Here is a 15220-nt window from a genome sequence, read left to right as displayed (position 1 = left end):
TCTGATTTAAGTATTGTATTCGAGTATGTTTATAATCAGGAGGTTTATATGAGCAATCAAACAACTACACATCATGTGAAAATGACAACAGCAGATCCATCTGGAATTGGTCTATTTGGATTAGCGATGGTAACACTTGTAGCATCATCTCAAAAGTTAGGCTTAACGGATGGCGTTTCTCTTGTATTACCATGGGCAATCTTTTTAGGAGGATTTGCACAAATCTTTGCGTGCATTCACGATGCAAAGCATAACAATACGTTCGGTACAACAGCATTCGGTGCGTACGGTCTATTTTGGCTAGGCGTTGGAATGACTTGGTTAATTCAACTTGGAGTATTCGGCGAAAAATTAGCACAAGCTGCAGATTCAAAACAGCTTGGTGTAGCCTTTATCGGATATTTGATTTTCACAATCTTTATGACAATTGGTGCAATGGAAACACATAAAGTATTATTTATGATTTTCGTCCTTATTGATTTCTTATTTATCGGTCTTTCATTAAGTACTTTAGGTGTTATGCCGCATGCAATGCATAATTTAGCAGCATATTCTGAACTTCTTATTTCATTATTATCTTTCTATGGTTCAGCAGCAGCAGTGTTAAACACACACTTCGGAAAAGTTGTTTTACCAGTTGGAAAGCCGTTTGGTATTTTTAAAAAGTAATAAAAAAGCACAGATGATTGTATAGTCATCTGTGCTTTTTTTTATGAAGTAAACAGAAATAATAAAAAATACAATTGAAATTGATTCTCATTATTAATATAATGAGAATGAGAATCATTTATTGTTAGAGGGGGATGCCAAAGTGGCGAAAATTTTAATAGCTTATGCAAGTATGTCAGGAAATACAGAGAGTATTGCTGATTTAATTAAAGTTAGTTTAGATGCTTTTGATCATGAAGTGGTATTGCAAGAAATGGAAGGCATGGATGCTGAAGAATTATTAGCTTATGATGGAATCATTTTAGGATCTTATACGTGGGGCGATGGTGAATTGCCATTTGAAGCGGAAGATTTCCATGAGGACTTAGAAAATATAGATTTATCAGGGAAGAAAGTAGCGGTATTTGGATCAGGTGATACGGCGTATGAACTGTTTTGTGAAGCGGTAACGATATTTGAAGAAAGGCTTGTAGAACGCGGTGCAGAGCTTGTACAAGAAGGATTGAAAATCGAACTAGCTCCAGAAGATGAAGAGGATGTTGAAAAATGCAGTAATTTTGCAATTGCATTTGCTGAGAAGTTCTAAGAATGGGAGTGTCAACGTGGAGACAATGTTAAGTGCGACCGCTATTACAAAGTTAAGAGATGGGAAGCTTATGTTAGCTACTACATATAATGGTTTATTTATTGAACAAGACGGAGAATGGAAACAAATTTTAAATGGTTTTCAAAAACGAATTAGGGATTTACATAGCGAAGATAATGTAGTGTATGGTGTAGGTGACGAAGGAATTTTTATTCGTAGTATGAATGGTGGAGAGAATTGGACGGTTCAACGTTTTCCAACAAAGGCAACGAGTTGGAATGTATGTAGTAATATAGAAGGAACTGTCATTGCTCATGGAGATAAAACGTTGTATCATTCGAATGATTTTGGTTCGACATGGGAAACCATTCATCCATTTCTTGGATATGGTGGCGGAGCACCATCTATTCGATCGTTGTTTTTATATAAACATTACTTATTTATCGGTACGAAAATACATGCTAAATATGGTGGTGTTTGGCTCTTTAATTTGGAGACACGTAAATTAAAGAGGATTAAAATCGTGATGAATCAAATGATCTCAGCGTTGACTTTACACAACTCTTATTTAGTAGCAGCCAGTGGATCATGCAAAGGCATTAGCGGGAATATTTCTTTTTGTAAAATAAATGAAAGTATTGAGAGTGAAAAACCATATTGGCACACATGTCAAAGTGAGCAGAAAGCAAGTAGCTATTTAGACTTAAGTGTAGATCAACATGTGTTATATACAACGTCAACGCAAAATAAGGCTGGGATTAGTACTGTTTGTCGTGTACTTTTAGAAGAAGGAATTGTAACAGTATGTGATTCAGTTAAAGGGCATGGCTGGCGCATTGTGAACCAAAAAGAAGCCTATTTTGTAGCTGGATCAGGTGAATCAAAAGCGATGCAGTGGAAGAAAAAAGTTGTATAGCAAAAAAACTTTGCTTTTATTATATTGATATGATATATTATATTTAAACCATTTTACTTTTAATAATATAGAGATTTAAATGAGCTGTAACTTCCGAGGAGGATAGCAATGTTAAATCTCCTCAGAGTTGCAGTTTTTTTAATGTCTGACTTATTTTTGTAAAGTGGTTGAAAATGAATATGTACATATAGGTACATTGTAGGAGGATTTTTTACATGCAAAACGGTAAAGTAAAATGGTTTAACTCAGAAAAAGGTTTCGGATTCATCGAAGTTGAAGGCGGAGAAGACGTATTCGTTCATTTCTCAGCTATCCAAGGCGAAGGTTTCAAAACTTTAGAAGAAGGTCAAGAAGTTACTTTCGAAGTAGAACAAGGTAACCGTGGACCTCAAGCTACAAACGTTAACAAGAAGTAATTGTGGAGAAAAGAAGGGCTTGCCCTTCTTTTTTTTTGCATTTTTATTGAATAACCTCCTATGTACATAGCATAATGAGATTGAATTTTCGTTTGTTAGACGAAGTATTACATGCATAAAGTGTATGAATAAATAAATACTGAAAATAAAGTATATGTGTGAAAAGGAATGTAGAAAGAGGTAAATAAATTGGAAAACGCTACACATTTTATTGTGTTTGATATAGAGAGAAATTTTAGGCCATATAAATCAGAAGATCCGTCAGAGATAGTTGATATCGGAGCTGTAAAAATAGAAGCAAGTACAATGAAGGTAATTGGAGAATTTTCGGAGTTAGTAAAACCGGGGGCACGACTTACTCGTCATACGACAAAATTAACGGGAATTACAAAGAAAGATTTAATTGGTGTCGAGAAATTCCCGCAAATTATAGAAAAATTTATTCAGTTTATCGGAGAAGATTCTATATTTGTTACATGGGGAAAAGAAGATTATCGATTTCTATCTCATGATTGTACGTTACATAGTGTAGAATGCCCTTGTATGCAAAAAGAAAGAAGAATTGATTTACAAAAATTTGTTTTTCAAGCGTATGAAGAATTGTTTGAGCATACACCAAGTTTACAATCTGCAGTAGAACAGCTCGGTTTAATATGGGAAGGGAAGCAGCACCGAGCTTTAGCAGATGCTGAGAATACAGCGAACATACTTCTTAAAGCATATAGCGAGAGAGATATTACTAAAAGGTATAAAAGACATGGCGAACTTGAACTTGTAGAGAACGGAAAACTAACAGAAAAAGCGAAAAAAAAGATGCGAAAATGGGTATTTAAAGAAATGAGAAAAAATACTGAGCGTCCTTTCGTCTGGAGTACATTTGAAAGTAGTGACACGTGGGAAAGTATAACGGAAAGATATTATATAAGTGAACCTACAATAGAACTTCTGAAAAAACATTTTCGTACGGCGGTTAGAAAAGCGGAAAGGCAGATTAGGTATTTGGCTGAGATGGAGAAAGTGGCAAAAGAAAGTTAGTGTTACAATCTATTTTATTCATATGTACAACTAGACTTCAGGATTAAATCGCTGAAGTTTAGTTGGAAAATTCCCGGCTTGTCCCGTATTAGGAATGGAATGTTTTATTGTTTTTAGTACGAATGTACAAATTATTTGTTTTCTGAGAAAAATAATGGGGAGTAGTGTGTGAGAAATAGAACAAAATAGGGAGCAAATTACGTAGAGTATTCATTATTTAGAGTGAGAACGTGAATTTCCAGTTTGAAATATAATAGGAATAGCATTGTGTACATTGTTCGAATTAACGAGTTAATATTCACTTTCTGAGAATGGAATATTTAACTTGTTTTCTACAGTACGTAAACGTTGGTTTAAACGGTTCAACCGACGGGTGTGTCGCTCGACTGTATTTTCTAATTGGTGAACTCTCTCATTTAAGTTATTCACTTGAAAGTTTAACTTATTTATTTTTTGTTCAAGTTCGTATATCTTTCTTTCGGATGAATTGTAACACCCCATATATATCCTCCATTCTATTAAAGTAAGTTTAATCTATAATAGTATATGTATAAATGAAAGGAAAGGTAACGGAATTTAGAAGAATTGGAAAAAAGCTTAATATCTCTTTAAGTCGTGGTGTGTTAAAGATTAAAATAGAAGAGTAAGATAAGAGTTTTAGACAAGGTGGGTGTGATAGTGATAGACTTAGATATTAAAGACGTCAACGTACAGATGGAATTAAACGGAGTCTTTTGGAATGAGGATGGGATTGCTGAAATGACGGTGACTACAAAAGAAGAGCATTCTTTTCTTCTTCGTTTAGTAGTTGATTTAGAAAGTAAAACGATTAGGGCGACGAGTATTGAAATAGTGAATGGATTCTGTCCGCTATGCAAACAGAAAAGGAACGAATGTAGTGAATTGAATGACTTGCAAAACAAAATGGATATTTTAGAAGAAGCTTACGATTGGGTGAGAGAGCATCCAAAATATCGTTTTCAATTATCTTTTTACGAGTACAATAAATTTGAGGTAGTAAAATGAAAATTTCATTTTACCAATATACATAGTGACTACTCTAATGGAAATACACTTGTACAACAAAAAACAAATCTACTGAATCCTGTGACAAATGTCCTCTTGGATCAAAAATAAGCATATTTTATTATAAAGCAGAAAAACCGATTCTTAGTAGAATCGGTTTTTTACATAACTTTCAAATATGTCCCAAATAAAAGATCGTTTGTTAATAGTGCTCTGTAAAAATAGGGATATAGAATGGTTTATTCAATCCCGTTTGGATCATAAGAATACTGCTGCTTATTCTCAATCCGCTCAATTACGTCTTGCAATTCATCTGGCTTCAGAAATTCAATAGGAGAGAAGCCTTTCTCAAATGTAAGTGTATCAGCCTCAATCATTAATACGTATCGGTCATTTACCTTTGCGATATGTATTTGATCCCCGAAATCAGCAAGTAGGGCCTTTACAGAGATATGGTCTGCTTTTAGCTTTAATTCCACTTCAGGAGCATGCTCGACGATTTGAGCGGTAGCCTCCATTACTTCTTCGGTTGAAAATTGTTCCATAATTTCGCGTTTCGGACTGGCAGCCCATACTTCCATTGCTTGGTCGAATTGTTCGCGTTCTTCCGTACCTTCTTCAAATACATCTTCAATTTGGTCATATACCATGTCCATTACTTGTGTTTTCATAATTTCAGGCATAGAGCGTTCGTATTCGACGAATTTTAAGAAGTCTTCAAAGTAACGGGCGTGTGATGCTTGGTGAATTTTTAGCTCGCCCACTTCGACCATACCTTCTTCGGGCATGTACGGATATTGGATAGATTTCATATTTTTTGTTGTGATGGCCATTTCAACGTTACGAATTAGTGTGGATTCATCGGAAATGGAAGCGACTTTCGGCTCGAAGTCACATTTCATAACGAAAACGAATGGATCATCAAAGTATTTGCGTAGTTTTGCTTGCGCAATTAAAAATACACCACCGCGTACAGCACTTGTGTCAAGATATGTATAAACGAGAGGTTCGCTCATATCTTTGAAGTTTTCCTTCGTTTCTGCAAAGCGGATGCGATTAAATAAGTTGTAATGAGGGTTTGAATCAAGTTCGTGCCCTTCTTCTACAATAAAGCGACCGATCTTTGTCGGAGCTTGTTCTGTTTTCGCATGACGTTCTACTTTTCTCTTTGAAATTTTTAATAATTCTCCATTCAAAAATTCTTTTAAGGAGCTATCTTCATACTCTTCAGCGTCTAATGTTTGAAAATGTTTGTAGTGTTTATCAACAGCTTCACCTTTTCCTTCTACTTGTACAACATAAAAGGAAAGATAATTTATTTCAAAATCCATATTTATCACCTTGTTTCATTTCATTAACTCTTATCAGTATAGAGATGGAAAAAACTTTCGTCAATTTATATAAGGAAGGGGAAGCCCCCTTCCTTCATATATTTTTTATTTCCGAAATTAAAATCCGTCTTCTAATGCTGAAAATGGAATGTTCAGTCTGTTTTCTACTGTACGTAAACGTTGGTTTAAGCGGTTTAATCTACGTGTATGACGCTCAACCGTGTTTTCTAATTGACGTACTCTTTGTTCCAGTTCATTTACTCGTCTTTCTAGCTGACGGTTTCCAGTACCAGGAAAAGAGATTGGAAGTTGGAATTGTCGAGTTTGATCATATGGATTAACTTGTTCTGTTGGATCTATATATTGTTGGTATTGTGCCTGTAAATCATATTGAGGCTGATAACCATTTTGGTTATATGGATCGTATGGATTGTAGGGGTACATAAAAACATCCTCCATTTCTTTAAAATAGGTTAATTCACCATAATGTATGTGTAAAAGCGGAGTGTGGCACGGCAAATACCTATTTATGTTCACAGGATGTTTTTTATAAATACGAATATGGAGTTTTACATTTGTATTCCGCTCGTTTTATGGTATATACTGGATAATAGGGAGAGGTTACGTAAAGGTTACAATTCTATCAAACTCAAACTTTTATGTAAATATGTATAGACATTTGGAAAAGAAAAGAGTAATTTATATAGAGTAAAAAATAACTTGTAACAATTTATAAATATATTGTAAAATGATTGTAACAAAACATACATAAAAATGAAATAATACATAAAAGTAGTATTGGGGAAAAGGGGAGAGTATATTGTTCCGTAAAGTAAAGGGTATATTAGTTGGGGTTTTATGTGTAGCTGTAGTGAGTGGCTGTGGTACAAAAGTAAGTGATGTTGCATTAGTAAGTGATATTGGTGGCCACACGGTAGAGGCTAAAGCAGAAGTACAGGATTCTATTAGTTTAGTAGATGGTCGTACAGGTACGGAAGTGAAAAAGTTAGATTTGTCGAGTCTAGGTTATTTTGAAGATGAAGCGAAATTTAAAAAATCAGTTGAGAAGGTTGCTAGGGAAGTTGGGAAAAATGTTGACAAAAAGATGGTCCCTTCACGTCTAGGATCTGATGGAAGTTGGCAAGAAGGGAAACCTTCTTATGAATTAATGGAAAAAGAATTAGTAGATAAATTATTAAACGTAGGTATGTGGGATTCTTCCTATCAATTACCTATTGTTGAGAAGAAGCCTACTGCAACATTAAGTGATGCGCAAGGAAGTGGTACGGTAATTGGTAGATATGAAACGAATTTAGGTGGCTCAACAGGTGGCCGTATTGAAAATATTCGTTTGTCAGCAGCGAGCATAAATGGAGTTGTATTAGCAAAAGGAGACCGTTTCTCTTTCAATGCATTAATTGGTGATACAACGCCAGATAAAGGATATCAATTAGGAAAAGAAATTGTAGATGGTAAATTAGTAGATGGATATGGCGGTGGTGTTTGTCAAACATCATCAACATTATACAATGCGGCAGATCAAGCTGGTTTGAAAATGGTAGAGAGAACAACACATTCTAAAACGGTAGGTTACGTTCCACAAGGAAGAGATGCTACAATTGCATATCCATACTTAGATTTAGTGTTTGAAAACACGAATGATGCACCTGTGAAACTTTATATGGGCATTCAGGGCGGAAAGTTAGTTGCTGAAGTACATAAAATGCGATAAGAATTAGAACAGACTATTTTTGTAAAGTCACCTTTTCTGAAAGTTAGAAGAGGTGACTTTTTATTATGAATATAAAAATAAGTGTAAATTCTGACTTTTCTTATTTACATAGGGTGATTTTAGTTGTATCCTTCATAGTAACGGTTATATGTAATGGAAGAATATTGGGATAAGGAGATGGAGTTATTTATGGTACAAATTCATCCGAAAACACGTATTGGTCATGTTGAATTTAAGGTGATAAATTTAGAACGTCAAATTGCCTTTTATGAGAATGTTGTAGGCTTAGAAGTAATTAAGCAAGAGGGGAATAAAGCATATTTATCTGGAAAAGGTGGAAAAAATACATTACTTGTTCTTGAAAAGTTAGAGGACGGGGTACTGCAAGAGCCGCGTACGACTGGTATATATCATGTAGCCTTTTTGGTTCCGACTCGTGAGGCTTTTGCGTCGGCATTATTTGGTGTGATTCGTAATAAGAATGTAATTGATAGTCCAGCTGAGCAAGAGGGGCGTTATACATATTCAAATGAAATTTTACCAATTTCAAGGTTTAATAGTGCGAGTGATCATACGTATAGCGAAGCGTTTTATTTACAAGACTTAGAGGGAAATGGTATTGAAATATATGCGGATCGTCCGCGCGATCAATGGGGAGAAGGGCCAGGAGGAAGTACCCCGCTTGATTTAAAAGAACTAGCAACGCTTGTTGATTATGAATTTGATGGATTACCTGCTAATACTGTCGTTGGACACGTACATTTACGAATAGCTGATGTAGAGAAGTCACACGAGTTTTATGTAGAGACAGTAGGGTTTGAAGTGCAACAACGCGAAGATGACTGCTTATTCATTTCTGCAGGAGGATATCATCACCATATAGGTGCAAATACGTGGAACGGAGTAAATAATCCGCACCCACCGGCATATGCAACTGGATTAAAAGTGTATACGATAGTACTGCCGCATAAAGAAGCGTTAGATGAAGTGAAAGAAAGATTAATAGAAAAACAGCATGAAATAAATGAAACTATAAATGGGTTTACAGTAGTAGACCCGAGTGGTATTACAGTCCAATTTGAAATAGAAGCAGTATAAAAGAAGCTAGAAAGTGTTTCATCACTTTCTAGCTTCTTTTTGATACGTAATCCAAGTAGGACAAGGGTTAAAAGGAAAGGATTTTAATAGTTGTTTTACTTGTAGCTCATTACTTCTACTATACTTCTCTATAACAAGGTTATTTTCATTGGAGGACTTCTTCATAGCTCAATCCAAAATCTTCTTACTACATTCCCATCTTCCTCAATGAAATCATCATCACGAACCCCGCCGTTATGTAAAATTGTTTTTTCTGAAGCAGTATTTACTTCATCGCACACGACAAGTGCTCTCGTGATGTTTAATTTCTTAGTTTTTTCTAGGGATAATTCTAATAACTTCGTAGCATAACCTTTTCTTCTTTCAGAAGGGCGAATGCCATAACCGATATGACCGCCAGCGTTAAATAAATGTTCGGTTAAACTATGGCGTATATTAACAGCTCCTACAATTCTATTATTATCTGTAACGAGCCAATATGTAGAGTCTGGTACCCAAGATTGGGGAAGGTTTACTCCGTTATGTGCATCGAGTAGTTCTTGCACCATAGCGGGGAAGTTAGAAGGGTCTTTTGAAATAACCCACGGAATCATCGTTTCACTGCTATCTTTCCATTCGTTATAAAAATCTAAGTATTCGTCTTGTAAATCGGTAGTAGGTGTAAGCAAAGAGACGTTCATTGTTGGCAAGCTCCTTTATTTATATAGTATTTGTAAAAAAATACGAAATAAAATGAAAACGTTTTCTAAACTTTCTCAACCTCATTTCATGTAATCCACCTTTGTTTTTTAAGAAAATGAGTAGAGGTTTAAAATTAGAAGTTATTCATTTTATGTTAATATTTAAAATATTAACATAAAATAGCCGAGGTATTAAGTGTATTTTAGTAGTATTCCTTCATATCGATAAATGGATGTGTGTGATAATTTTTGTTTTATCTATCTATAATGAATGAAAGGGGGAAGGGCTCGTGAGTGTAAATATTGATTTCATTATACGAATCGGTGTTGCTGGTTTGTTAGGAGCAATAATTGGTATTGAAAGGGAAATTCGATCAAAAGAGGCGGGATTAAAAACACATTTCCTAGTAGCGGTAGGGAGTGCATTAATAATGGTCGTTTCGAAATATGCTTTTTCAGATATTATGAATGAAGAACATATGGCACTTGATCCAAGCCGTATTGCAGCACAAGTTGTTAGTGGTGTAGGCTTTTTAGGTGCAGGGACAATTATTATTCAAAAGCAGGCGGTGAAAGGATTAACGACAGCAGCTGGTTTATGGGCCACAGCAGGAATTGGATTAGCAATTGGTGCTGGTATGTATGTAGTAGGAATTGGAGCGACGATTCTCGTTTTAATTGGTTTAGAGATTGTAAGTCGTATTTTTAAGGTGCAATTTTTATTTCCACAAAATATAACGGTGCAAATGTGTATAAATAAACATGAAGCAGTACAACAAATATTAGAAACACTACAAGTGAAAGGAATTCCAATACTTTCATATGAAGTGGAAACTTCACAGCAAGGGATAGAAACTGTTTATAAGGTAGGGATGCAACTGAAAAATATATCGTCAGAAGAAAAGAATGAGTTTATTCAGCATATGCAAACATTACCAGAAGTTACATTCATAAAGTTAAAATCATAGTTTTGAAAACGAGGATAGATGTAGCGGGAATTTCGCTATTATCTATCTTTTTTTGATATAAAACGCACATAAAGTCAAGTGTTAATTTTGCATGGTATGGATACATGTGTGAACGTTACCTTATTTTTTCTCAATACAGTATAAAAAGTAAAAATAGTAAAATAATGGTGCGGTACGCTAAAAAATGTAAGGTAGGGGAGAGCATGAAAGGCTATTCAAAAAAAGTGTTAGTAGGGGTAAGTTTTGCTAGTTTTATATTAGGGAGTTTTCAAGGGGACGCATTGGCAGAAGGTACAAAGGGAGAGCAAGTTTCATACCGGAATGTGCTCAAAATGGAGCCGATTGGTTTACAATTACCAGTGCAAGAATTAGCTCATTCATCAAAAGTGTTGGAAAATAAGTCTTTTGAGAAAAGGCTACAATTTGCTGATTTGTCACAAAGACCGCCTGAAGTGAAAAAGGAAAGTAAGCAATTAGCTGTAGCGAAAACGTATACAATTGCTGAATTAAATCAATTGAGCGATCAGCAGTTAGTGGACTTACTTGTAACAATTGATTGGGAGCAAATTACTGGGCTATTTCAGTTTAATAAGGATAGTCTTGCATTCTATCAAAATGATAGTAGAATGCAGGTAATTATTGATAAATTGAACCAGCAAGGACAAGCTTATACGAAAGATGATTCAAAAGGGATTGAGACTTTAGTAGAGGTGTTACGATCTGGTTTTTATTTAGGATTTTATCATACAGAATTAAGTAAACTAAATGAGCGAAGCTATCATGATAAATGCTTACCTGCACTAAAAACGATTGCGAATAACCCGAATTTTAAACTCGGTACGTTAGAACAAAATAGAGTTGTCTCATCATATGGAAAATTAATTGGAAATGCTTCAAGTGATGTGGAAACGATCACATCAGCTGCAAAGATTTTTAAACAATATAATGATAATTTTTCTACATTGGTAGATAATCTTTCAGCTGGAAATACGATTTACGATATTATGCAAGGTGTTGATTACGATATTCAATCGTATTTGTACGATACGAGAAAAGCACCGAAAGATACAATATGGTATCAAAAAATTGATAGCTATATTAATGAATTAAGTCGTTTTGCCTTAATTGGAACGGTGACAGCGAAAAATGGTTGGTTAATTAATAATGGTATTTATTATACAGGTAGACTTGGTACGTTCCATAGTACAGGAACGAAAGGGTTGCAAGTTGTAACGGACGCAATGAAAATGTATCCGTATTTAGGAGAGCAATATTTCGTAGCGGCTGAGCAAATTGCGACGAATTATGGCGGGAAAGATGCGAATGGTAAAGTGGTTGATCTAGATCAAATAAGAGAAGATGGTAAGAAAAAATATTTACCGAAAACGTATACGTTCGATGATGGAGCAATTGTGTTAAAAGCTGGAGATAAGGTGACTGAGGAAAAAGTAAAACGTCTATATTGGGCGGCAAAAGAAGTGAAGGCACAATTCCATCGTACGGTTGAAAGTGACCAGCCGTTAGAAAAAGGCAATCCTGATGATGTATTAACGATGGTTATTTATAATAGCCCAGCTGAATATCAATTTAACCGTCAATTATACGGGTATGAAACGAATAACGGCGGTCTTTATATAGAAGGAACAGGTACGTTCTTTACTTATGAACGTACGCCAGAAGAAAGCATTTATAGTTTGGAAGAATTGTTCCGACATGAGTTCACGCATTATTTACAAGGTAGATATGAAGTGCCAGGACTTTGGGGACAAGGGAAGATGTATGAGAATGAGAGATTATCTTGGTTTGAAGAAGGGAATGCGGAGTTTTTTGCAGGTGCAACGAGAACAGATAATGTTGTACCGAGAAAGAGCATTATAGGAGGAATATCTTCAAATCCAGCAGACCGTTATACGGCAGAGAGAACGTTAAATGCAAAGTATGGGACGTGGGATTTCTATAATTATTCCTTCGCTTTACAATCGTACATGTACAATAAGAGATATGATATGTTTGACAAAATTCATGATCTTATTAGAAAAAATGATGTAACAGCATATGATGCATACCGCTCTGCTTTAAGTAAAGATGCGAATTTAAATAAAGAGTATCAAGACTATATGCAAATGTTAGTAGATAACCGTGAGAAATATAATGTTCCATTAGTATCAGATGATTATTTAGCGACGCACGCACCGAAACCAGTTTCAGATATTGCAGCAGAAATTACAGCAGAAGCAAAATTAAGTAATGTATCGGTTAAGAAAAACAAATCACAGTTCTTTCATACATTTACACTACAAGGAACATATACAGGTACGACTGCAAAAGGAGAATATGAAGACTGGAAATCAATTACACAAAACGTAAATGATACGTTAAAACGTTTAAGTGCAAAAGAATGGACAGGCTATAAAACAGTAACAGCGTACTTCGTGAATTATCGTGTGAATGCATCAGGACAATTTGAGTATGATGTTGTATTCCATGGTATTAATACAGAAGAAGGCGCTGTGAATAAAGCGCCAGTTGCGGTTATAAACGGCCCATATAGCGGAAATGTAAATGCAGCAATTTCGTTTAAAAGCGATGGATCGAAAGATGAAGATGGAAAAATTGTTGCTTATAAATGGGAGTTTGGTGATGGTACTGTAAGTAATGAACAAAATCCGACTCATGTATACACAAAAGAAGGAACATATACGGCAAAATTAACAGTAACAGATGATAAAGGGTTAACGAATACTGTTACAACGAATGTAACGGTTCAAAAGAAAGAAGATAATAGTGTAGAAAAAGAGCCGAATAACTCATTCCAGACAGCAAATAAACTGCAATTCAATCAAGTTTTACGTGCTAGTTTAGGAAACGGTGATACGAGTGATTACTTTGAAATAAATGTGGAAACGGCGAAAAACCTGCAAATTAATGTAACGAAGGAAAATAATATTGGAGTAAATTGGGTTCTTTATTCGGAAGCAGATTTAAATAATTATGTTACGTATGCCCAGCAAGAAGGAAATAAGTTAGTAGGAAGTTACTACACGTATCCAGGGAAATATTATTTACATGTGTATCAGTATGGCGGGGGAACAGGGAATTATACGGTAGAAGTGAAATAGTAAAAAAGTCGCCGTGAGTGGCGACCTTTTTGTTGCGTGTTATACAAAAAAATTTACAAAAGCTTGATAGGCACTACCAAGAGAAAATAACGTAGCTACCATATGTGCAGTCCATTTAGGCATATTTAAATTCAATACGACATTATACAAGATTCCATATAAGATACAAATGATTAATATAAATGTAATGAATTGAAGAACTAATAAAAATAGTGGTTGTCCCATTTATTCTCACCTCTTTATTTAATATATTAATATAATAAATTTATAAACGGAAGAATTATTTCTATAAAGTACCAAAAATGCGATATGAAAGGATCATCACCAAAAGATGGGGTTGATAAAATCAACGTTCTGTTTCTAAGCGAATGCGCAAGAAAAGATGGTCATCATTTCTGTAGCCAAACCCACGCCGTTTGATAAGATTAATCTTATTGTTTGTTCCCTCCATGATTCCATTGGATAAAGGTGACACAATTGTATCGAGCATCGCTTTCTCACGTAATACGAAGCTTTTCACAATTTTCGCAACCGCACCGCAAACATGGAATTGATAGCGTTTTATCCAATCACCTAATTGTCTTTTTGCCTGTTTCGATTGCCTCTTGATTACGATTTGGAACGACAGTTAAAATACGCCCTGTATCTGCATTTAGCACACTTGTTGCATACGTGTGCCCTTTACGAATCGCAAACTCATCTACACAAATTCGAGTAGCTATTTCATCATGGAATTGTTCAGGTGCATACCAATAAAACCAGCGCTTTACCGTGGTGTAAGGCAAGTTATATTCGCAGGCAACATCTGACAAAGCGCGCCCCTTACAACGCTGTACAATTTCACGACGAAATGAGGCTGTTGAAGAGCGAATCAACCCTAACCCGTAATCGAAAGTAAATGTATAATTGCACTGTGTACAACGTTGACGAGGCACCGCTAATTCAATCCAAAGCACTCCAATTCATGCTAAGCATAAGTTTACCAATAAAATAAAAAACAAAGTCTGTAAATTTATGTAAAATAATGATATAATTTAATTGAATATAATGAAAAAGGAAACCGATACAGCTTGTGCGTATGTAGTGCATTTTGGTCTGGGTCGCAGTCTTTTAACGTGCTCGAACTACAGGAGGAGTAAGCATATTCCCGATGGATCCATTTCTGCACTTCCATTATTTAGGTGAACCCTCTGGTATCCAAGACTAAATTTTACCCATACATCATTTTTTTGATGTAGCTCTTGAAGATAAAAACTATTTAATTTTCAAGGAACAGTTATTAACTTAAAACTTATTATACGAGGAGGGTGTATCATGAAAAAAATATGCTTTGTATTAATTGTCGACGCTGGTATAAATTATGGTTCAATATTTTCTCTACCATTTTTAAGGAATCAGGATGATTTGAAGGAATATTTTTCTGAGTATTATGATGTTTCGATTAATTATATTAGGGATAAAAACTCAGTTGACTATTTGGTAGTTCCCAAACCGTGTCCACCTTTTGATAATGAAAATAATCTTCCAATAATTGAAGTACCCGCAAACTTATTTATGGAAAAGGATTTTGAAAAAATAAAGACTTATATAGACAATTATTTTTCTAATAACTCATAAAGAAAATAAAAGTACAGTAAAAAGAAG

The 15220-nt window shown here is 35.0% G+C and carries 17 protein-coding genes and 1 pseudogene; 11 read left to right on the top strand and 7 right to left on the bottom strand.

What is annotated here, in order from left to right; translation table 11 throughout:
- Positions 1-48: 48 nt before the first annotated feature.
- The 5 genes from ACTFSI_RS23185 to ACTFSI_RS23165 all read left to right on the top strand — a co-directional run bounded on the left by ACTFSI_RS23185 (position 49) and on the right by ACTFSI_RS23165 (position 3622).
- Entirely contained in the window at positions 49-669 is a 621-nt protein-coding gene (locus tag ACTFSI_RS23185; RefSeq protein ID WP_000070938.1) for an acetate uptake transporter, read from the top strand.
- Between the two features lie 142 nt (positions 670-811).
- Positions 812-1255: a flavodoxin gene (locus ACTFSI_RS23180; protein ID WP_001062763.1), complete on the top strand. Its 444-nt coding sequence runs from the start codon at positions 812-814 to the stop codon at positions 1253-1255.
- A 16-nt stretch (positions 1256-1271) separates the two neighbouring features.
- Positions 1272-2171, top strand: a complete 900-nt coding sequence (locus ACTFSI_RS23175) for a WD40/YVTN/BNR-like repeat-containing protein (protein WP_044793350.1) — start codon at positions 1272-1274, stop codon at positions 2169-2171.
- Between the two features lie 215 nt (positions 2172-2386).
- On the top strand, positions 2387-2587 hold the full coding sequence (gene cspB / locus ACTFSI_RS23170; RefSeq protein ID WP_001179150.1) for a cold shock-like protein CspB: 201 nt from the start codon (positions 2387-2389) through the stop codon (positions 2585-2587).
- A gap of 189 nt (positions 2588-2776) precedes the next feature.
- Positions 2777-3622 (top strand): exonuclease, encoded by an 846-nt coding sequence (locus ACTFSI_RS23165; RefSeq protein WP_044793349.1) that lies wholly within the window; start codon positions 2777-2779, stop codon positions 3620-3622.
- 291 nt (positions 3623-3913) lie between these two features.
- On the opposite strand, the pseudogene ACTFSI_RS23160 reads toward ACTFSI_RS23165, so the two are convergent.
- Positions 3914-4036: pseudogene (locus tag ACTFSI_RS23160) on the bottom strand (hypothetical protein); the annotation flags it as partial.
- A gap of 264 nt (positions 4037-4300) precedes the next feature.
- Here ACTFSI_RS23160 and ACTFSI_RS23155 point away from each other — a divergent pair.
- On the top strand, positions 4301-4648 hold the full coding sequence (locus ACTFSI_RS23155; protein ID WP_044793345.1) for a hypothetical protein: 348 nt from the start codon (positions 4301-4303) through the stop codon (positions 4646-4648).
- Positions 4649-4887: 239 nt separating this feature from the next.
- Here ACTFSI_RS23155 and ACTFSI_RS23150 read toward each other — a convergent pair whose 3' ends face one another.
- Positions 4888-5979: a DUF3900 domain-containing protein gene (locus tag ACTFSI_RS23150; protein ID WP_044793344.1), complete on the bottom strand. Its 1092-nt coding sequence runs from the start codon at positions 5977-5979 to the stop codon at positions 4888-4890.
- A gap of 117 nt (positions 5980-6096) precedes the next feature.
- Positions 6097-6423 (bottom strand): hypothetical protein, encoded by a 327-nt coding sequence (locus ACTFSI_RS23145; RefSeq protein ID WP_070806639.1) that lies wholly within the window; start codon positions 6421-6423, stop codon positions 6097-6099.
- A gap of 376 nt (positions 6424-6799) precedes the next feature.
- Between ACTFSI_RS23145 and ACTFSI_RS23140 the strand changes: the two genes are divergently transcribed.
- Both ACTFSI_RS23140 and ACTFSI_RS23135 read left to right on the top strand, forming a co-directional pair.
- Positions 6800-7711 carry a VanW family protein gene (locus tag ACTFSI_RS23140; RefSeq protein WP_000488988.1) on the top strand — a complete coding sequence of 304 codons (912 nt, stop codon included), beginning with the start codon at positions 6800-6802 and terminating at the stop codon, positions 7709-7711.
- A gap of 189 nt (positions 7712-7900) precedes the next feature.
- Positions 7901-8809, top strand: coding sequence for a VOC family protein (locus tag ACTFSI_RS23135; RefSeq protein WP_440045670.1), 909 nt, complete (start codon positions 7901-7903; stop codon positions 8807-8809).
- 161 nt (positions 8810-8970) lie between these two features.
- Here the strand turns inward: ACTFSI_RS23135 and ACTFSI_RS23130 are convergent, their stop codons facing one another.
- A complete protein-coding gene (locus ACTFSI_RS23130; RefSeq protein WP_440045669.1) occupies positions 8971-9489 on the bottom strand; it encodes a GNAT family N-acetyltransferase in 519 nt (172 codons plus the stop codon).
- A 290-nt stretch (positions 9490-9779) separates the two neighbouring features.
- Between ACTFSI_RS23130 and ACTFSI_RS23125 the strand changes: the two genes are divergently transcribed.
- Both ACTFSI_RS23125 and colA read left to right on the top strand, forming a co-directional pair.
- Complete coding sequence (locus ACTFSI_RS23125) at positions 9780-10457, top strand: MgtC/SapB family protein (protein ID WP_001992971.1); 678 nt, start codon at positions 9780-9782, stop codon at positions 10455-10457.
- Positions 10458-10660: 203 nt separating this feature from the next.
- Positions 10661-13576 carry a collagenase ColA gene (gene colA / locus ACTFSI_RS23120; protein WP_440045668.1) on the top strand — a complete coding sequence of 972 codons (2916 nt, stop codon included), beginning with the start codon at positions 10661-10663 and terminating at the stop codon, positions 13574-13576.
- Between the two features lie 39 nt (positions 13577-13615).
- Here colA and ACTFSI_RS23115 read toward each other — a convergent pair whose 3' ends face one another.
- From ACTFSI_RS23115 to ACTFSI_RS23105, 3 genes are all read right to left on the bottom strand, one after another.
- Positions 13616-13801 (bottom strand): hypothetical protein, encoded by a 186-nt coding sequence (locus ACTFSI_RS23115; RefSeq protein ID WP_044793338.1) that lies wholly within the window; start codon positions 13799-13801, stop codon positions 13616-13618.
- Positions 13802-13922: 121 nt separating this feature from the next.
- Positions 13923-14141 carry a transposase gene (locus ACTFSI_RS23110; RefSeq protein ID WP_440045683.1) on the bottom strand — a complete coding sequence of 73 codons (219 nt, stop codon included), beginning with the start codon at positions 14139-14141 and terminating at the stop codon, positions 13923-13925.
- A 4-nt stretch (positions 14142-14145) separates the two neighbouring features.
- Entirely contained in the window at positions 14146-14532 is a 387-nt protein-coding gene (locus ACTFSI_RS23105) for a transposase (protein ID WP_440045667.1), read from the bottom strand.
- A gap of 358 nt (positions 14533-14890) precedes the next feature.
- Here ACTFSI_RS23105 and ACTFSI_RS23100 point away from each other — a divergent pair, with 358 nt between their 5' ends.
- Entirely contained in the window at positions 14891-15193 is a 303-nt protein-coding gene (locus ACTFSI_RS23100) for a hypothetical protein (RefSeq protein WP_070806633.1), read from the top strand.
- Positions 15194-15220 lie beyond the last annotated feature (27 nt).

It is taken from the genome of Bacillus cereus group sp. MYBK101-2, assembly GCF_051918845.1.
Classification (GTDB): domain Bacteria; phylum Bacillota; class Bacilli; order Bacillales; family Bacillaceae_G; genus Bacillus_A; species Bacillus_A paranthracis.
Note: the sequence above shows the minus strand (reverse complement) of the source record. Positions and strands in the feature narration are given on the sequence as shown.

Excerpts from the sequence above, each read along its gene's own strand:
- ACTFSI_RS23185 (WP_000070938.1), top strand. The coding sequence starts at position 49 with ATGAGCAATCAAACAACTACACATCATGTGAAAATGACAACAGCAGAT.
- cspB (WP_001179150.1), top strand. The coding sequence starts at position 2,387 with ATGCAAAACGGTAAAGTAAAATGGTTTAACTCAGAAAAAGGTTTCGGA.
- ACTFSI_RS23150 (WP_044793344.1), bottom strand. The coding sequence starts at position 5,979 with ATGGATTTTGAAATAAATTATCTTTCCTTTTATGTTGTACAAGTAGAA.
- ACTFSI_RS23145 (WP_070806639.1), bottom strand. The coding sequence starts at position 6,423 with ATGTACCCCTACAATCCATACGATCCATATAACCAAAATGGTTATCAG.
- ACTFSI_RS23135 (WP_440045670.1), top strand. The coding sequence starts at position 7,901 with ATGGTACAAATTCATCCGAAAACACGTATTGGTCATGTTGAATTTAAG.
- ACTFSI_RS23130 (WP_440045669.1), bottom strand. The coding sequence starts at position 9,489 with ATGAACGTCTCTTTGCTTACACCTACTACCGATTTACAAGACGAATAC.
- colA (WP_440045668.1), top strand. The coding sequence starts at position 10,661 with ATGAAAGGCTATTCAAAAAAAGTGTTAGTAGGGGTAAGTTTTGCTAGT.
- ACTFSI_RS23115 (WP_044793338.1), bottom strand. The coding sequence starts at position 13,801 with ATGGGACAACCACTATTTTTATTAGTTCTTCAATTCATTACATTTATA.
- ACTFSI_RS23100 (WP_070806633.1), top strand. The coding sequence starts at position 14,891 with ATGAAAAAAATATGCTTTGTATTAATTGTCGACGCTGGTATAAATTAT.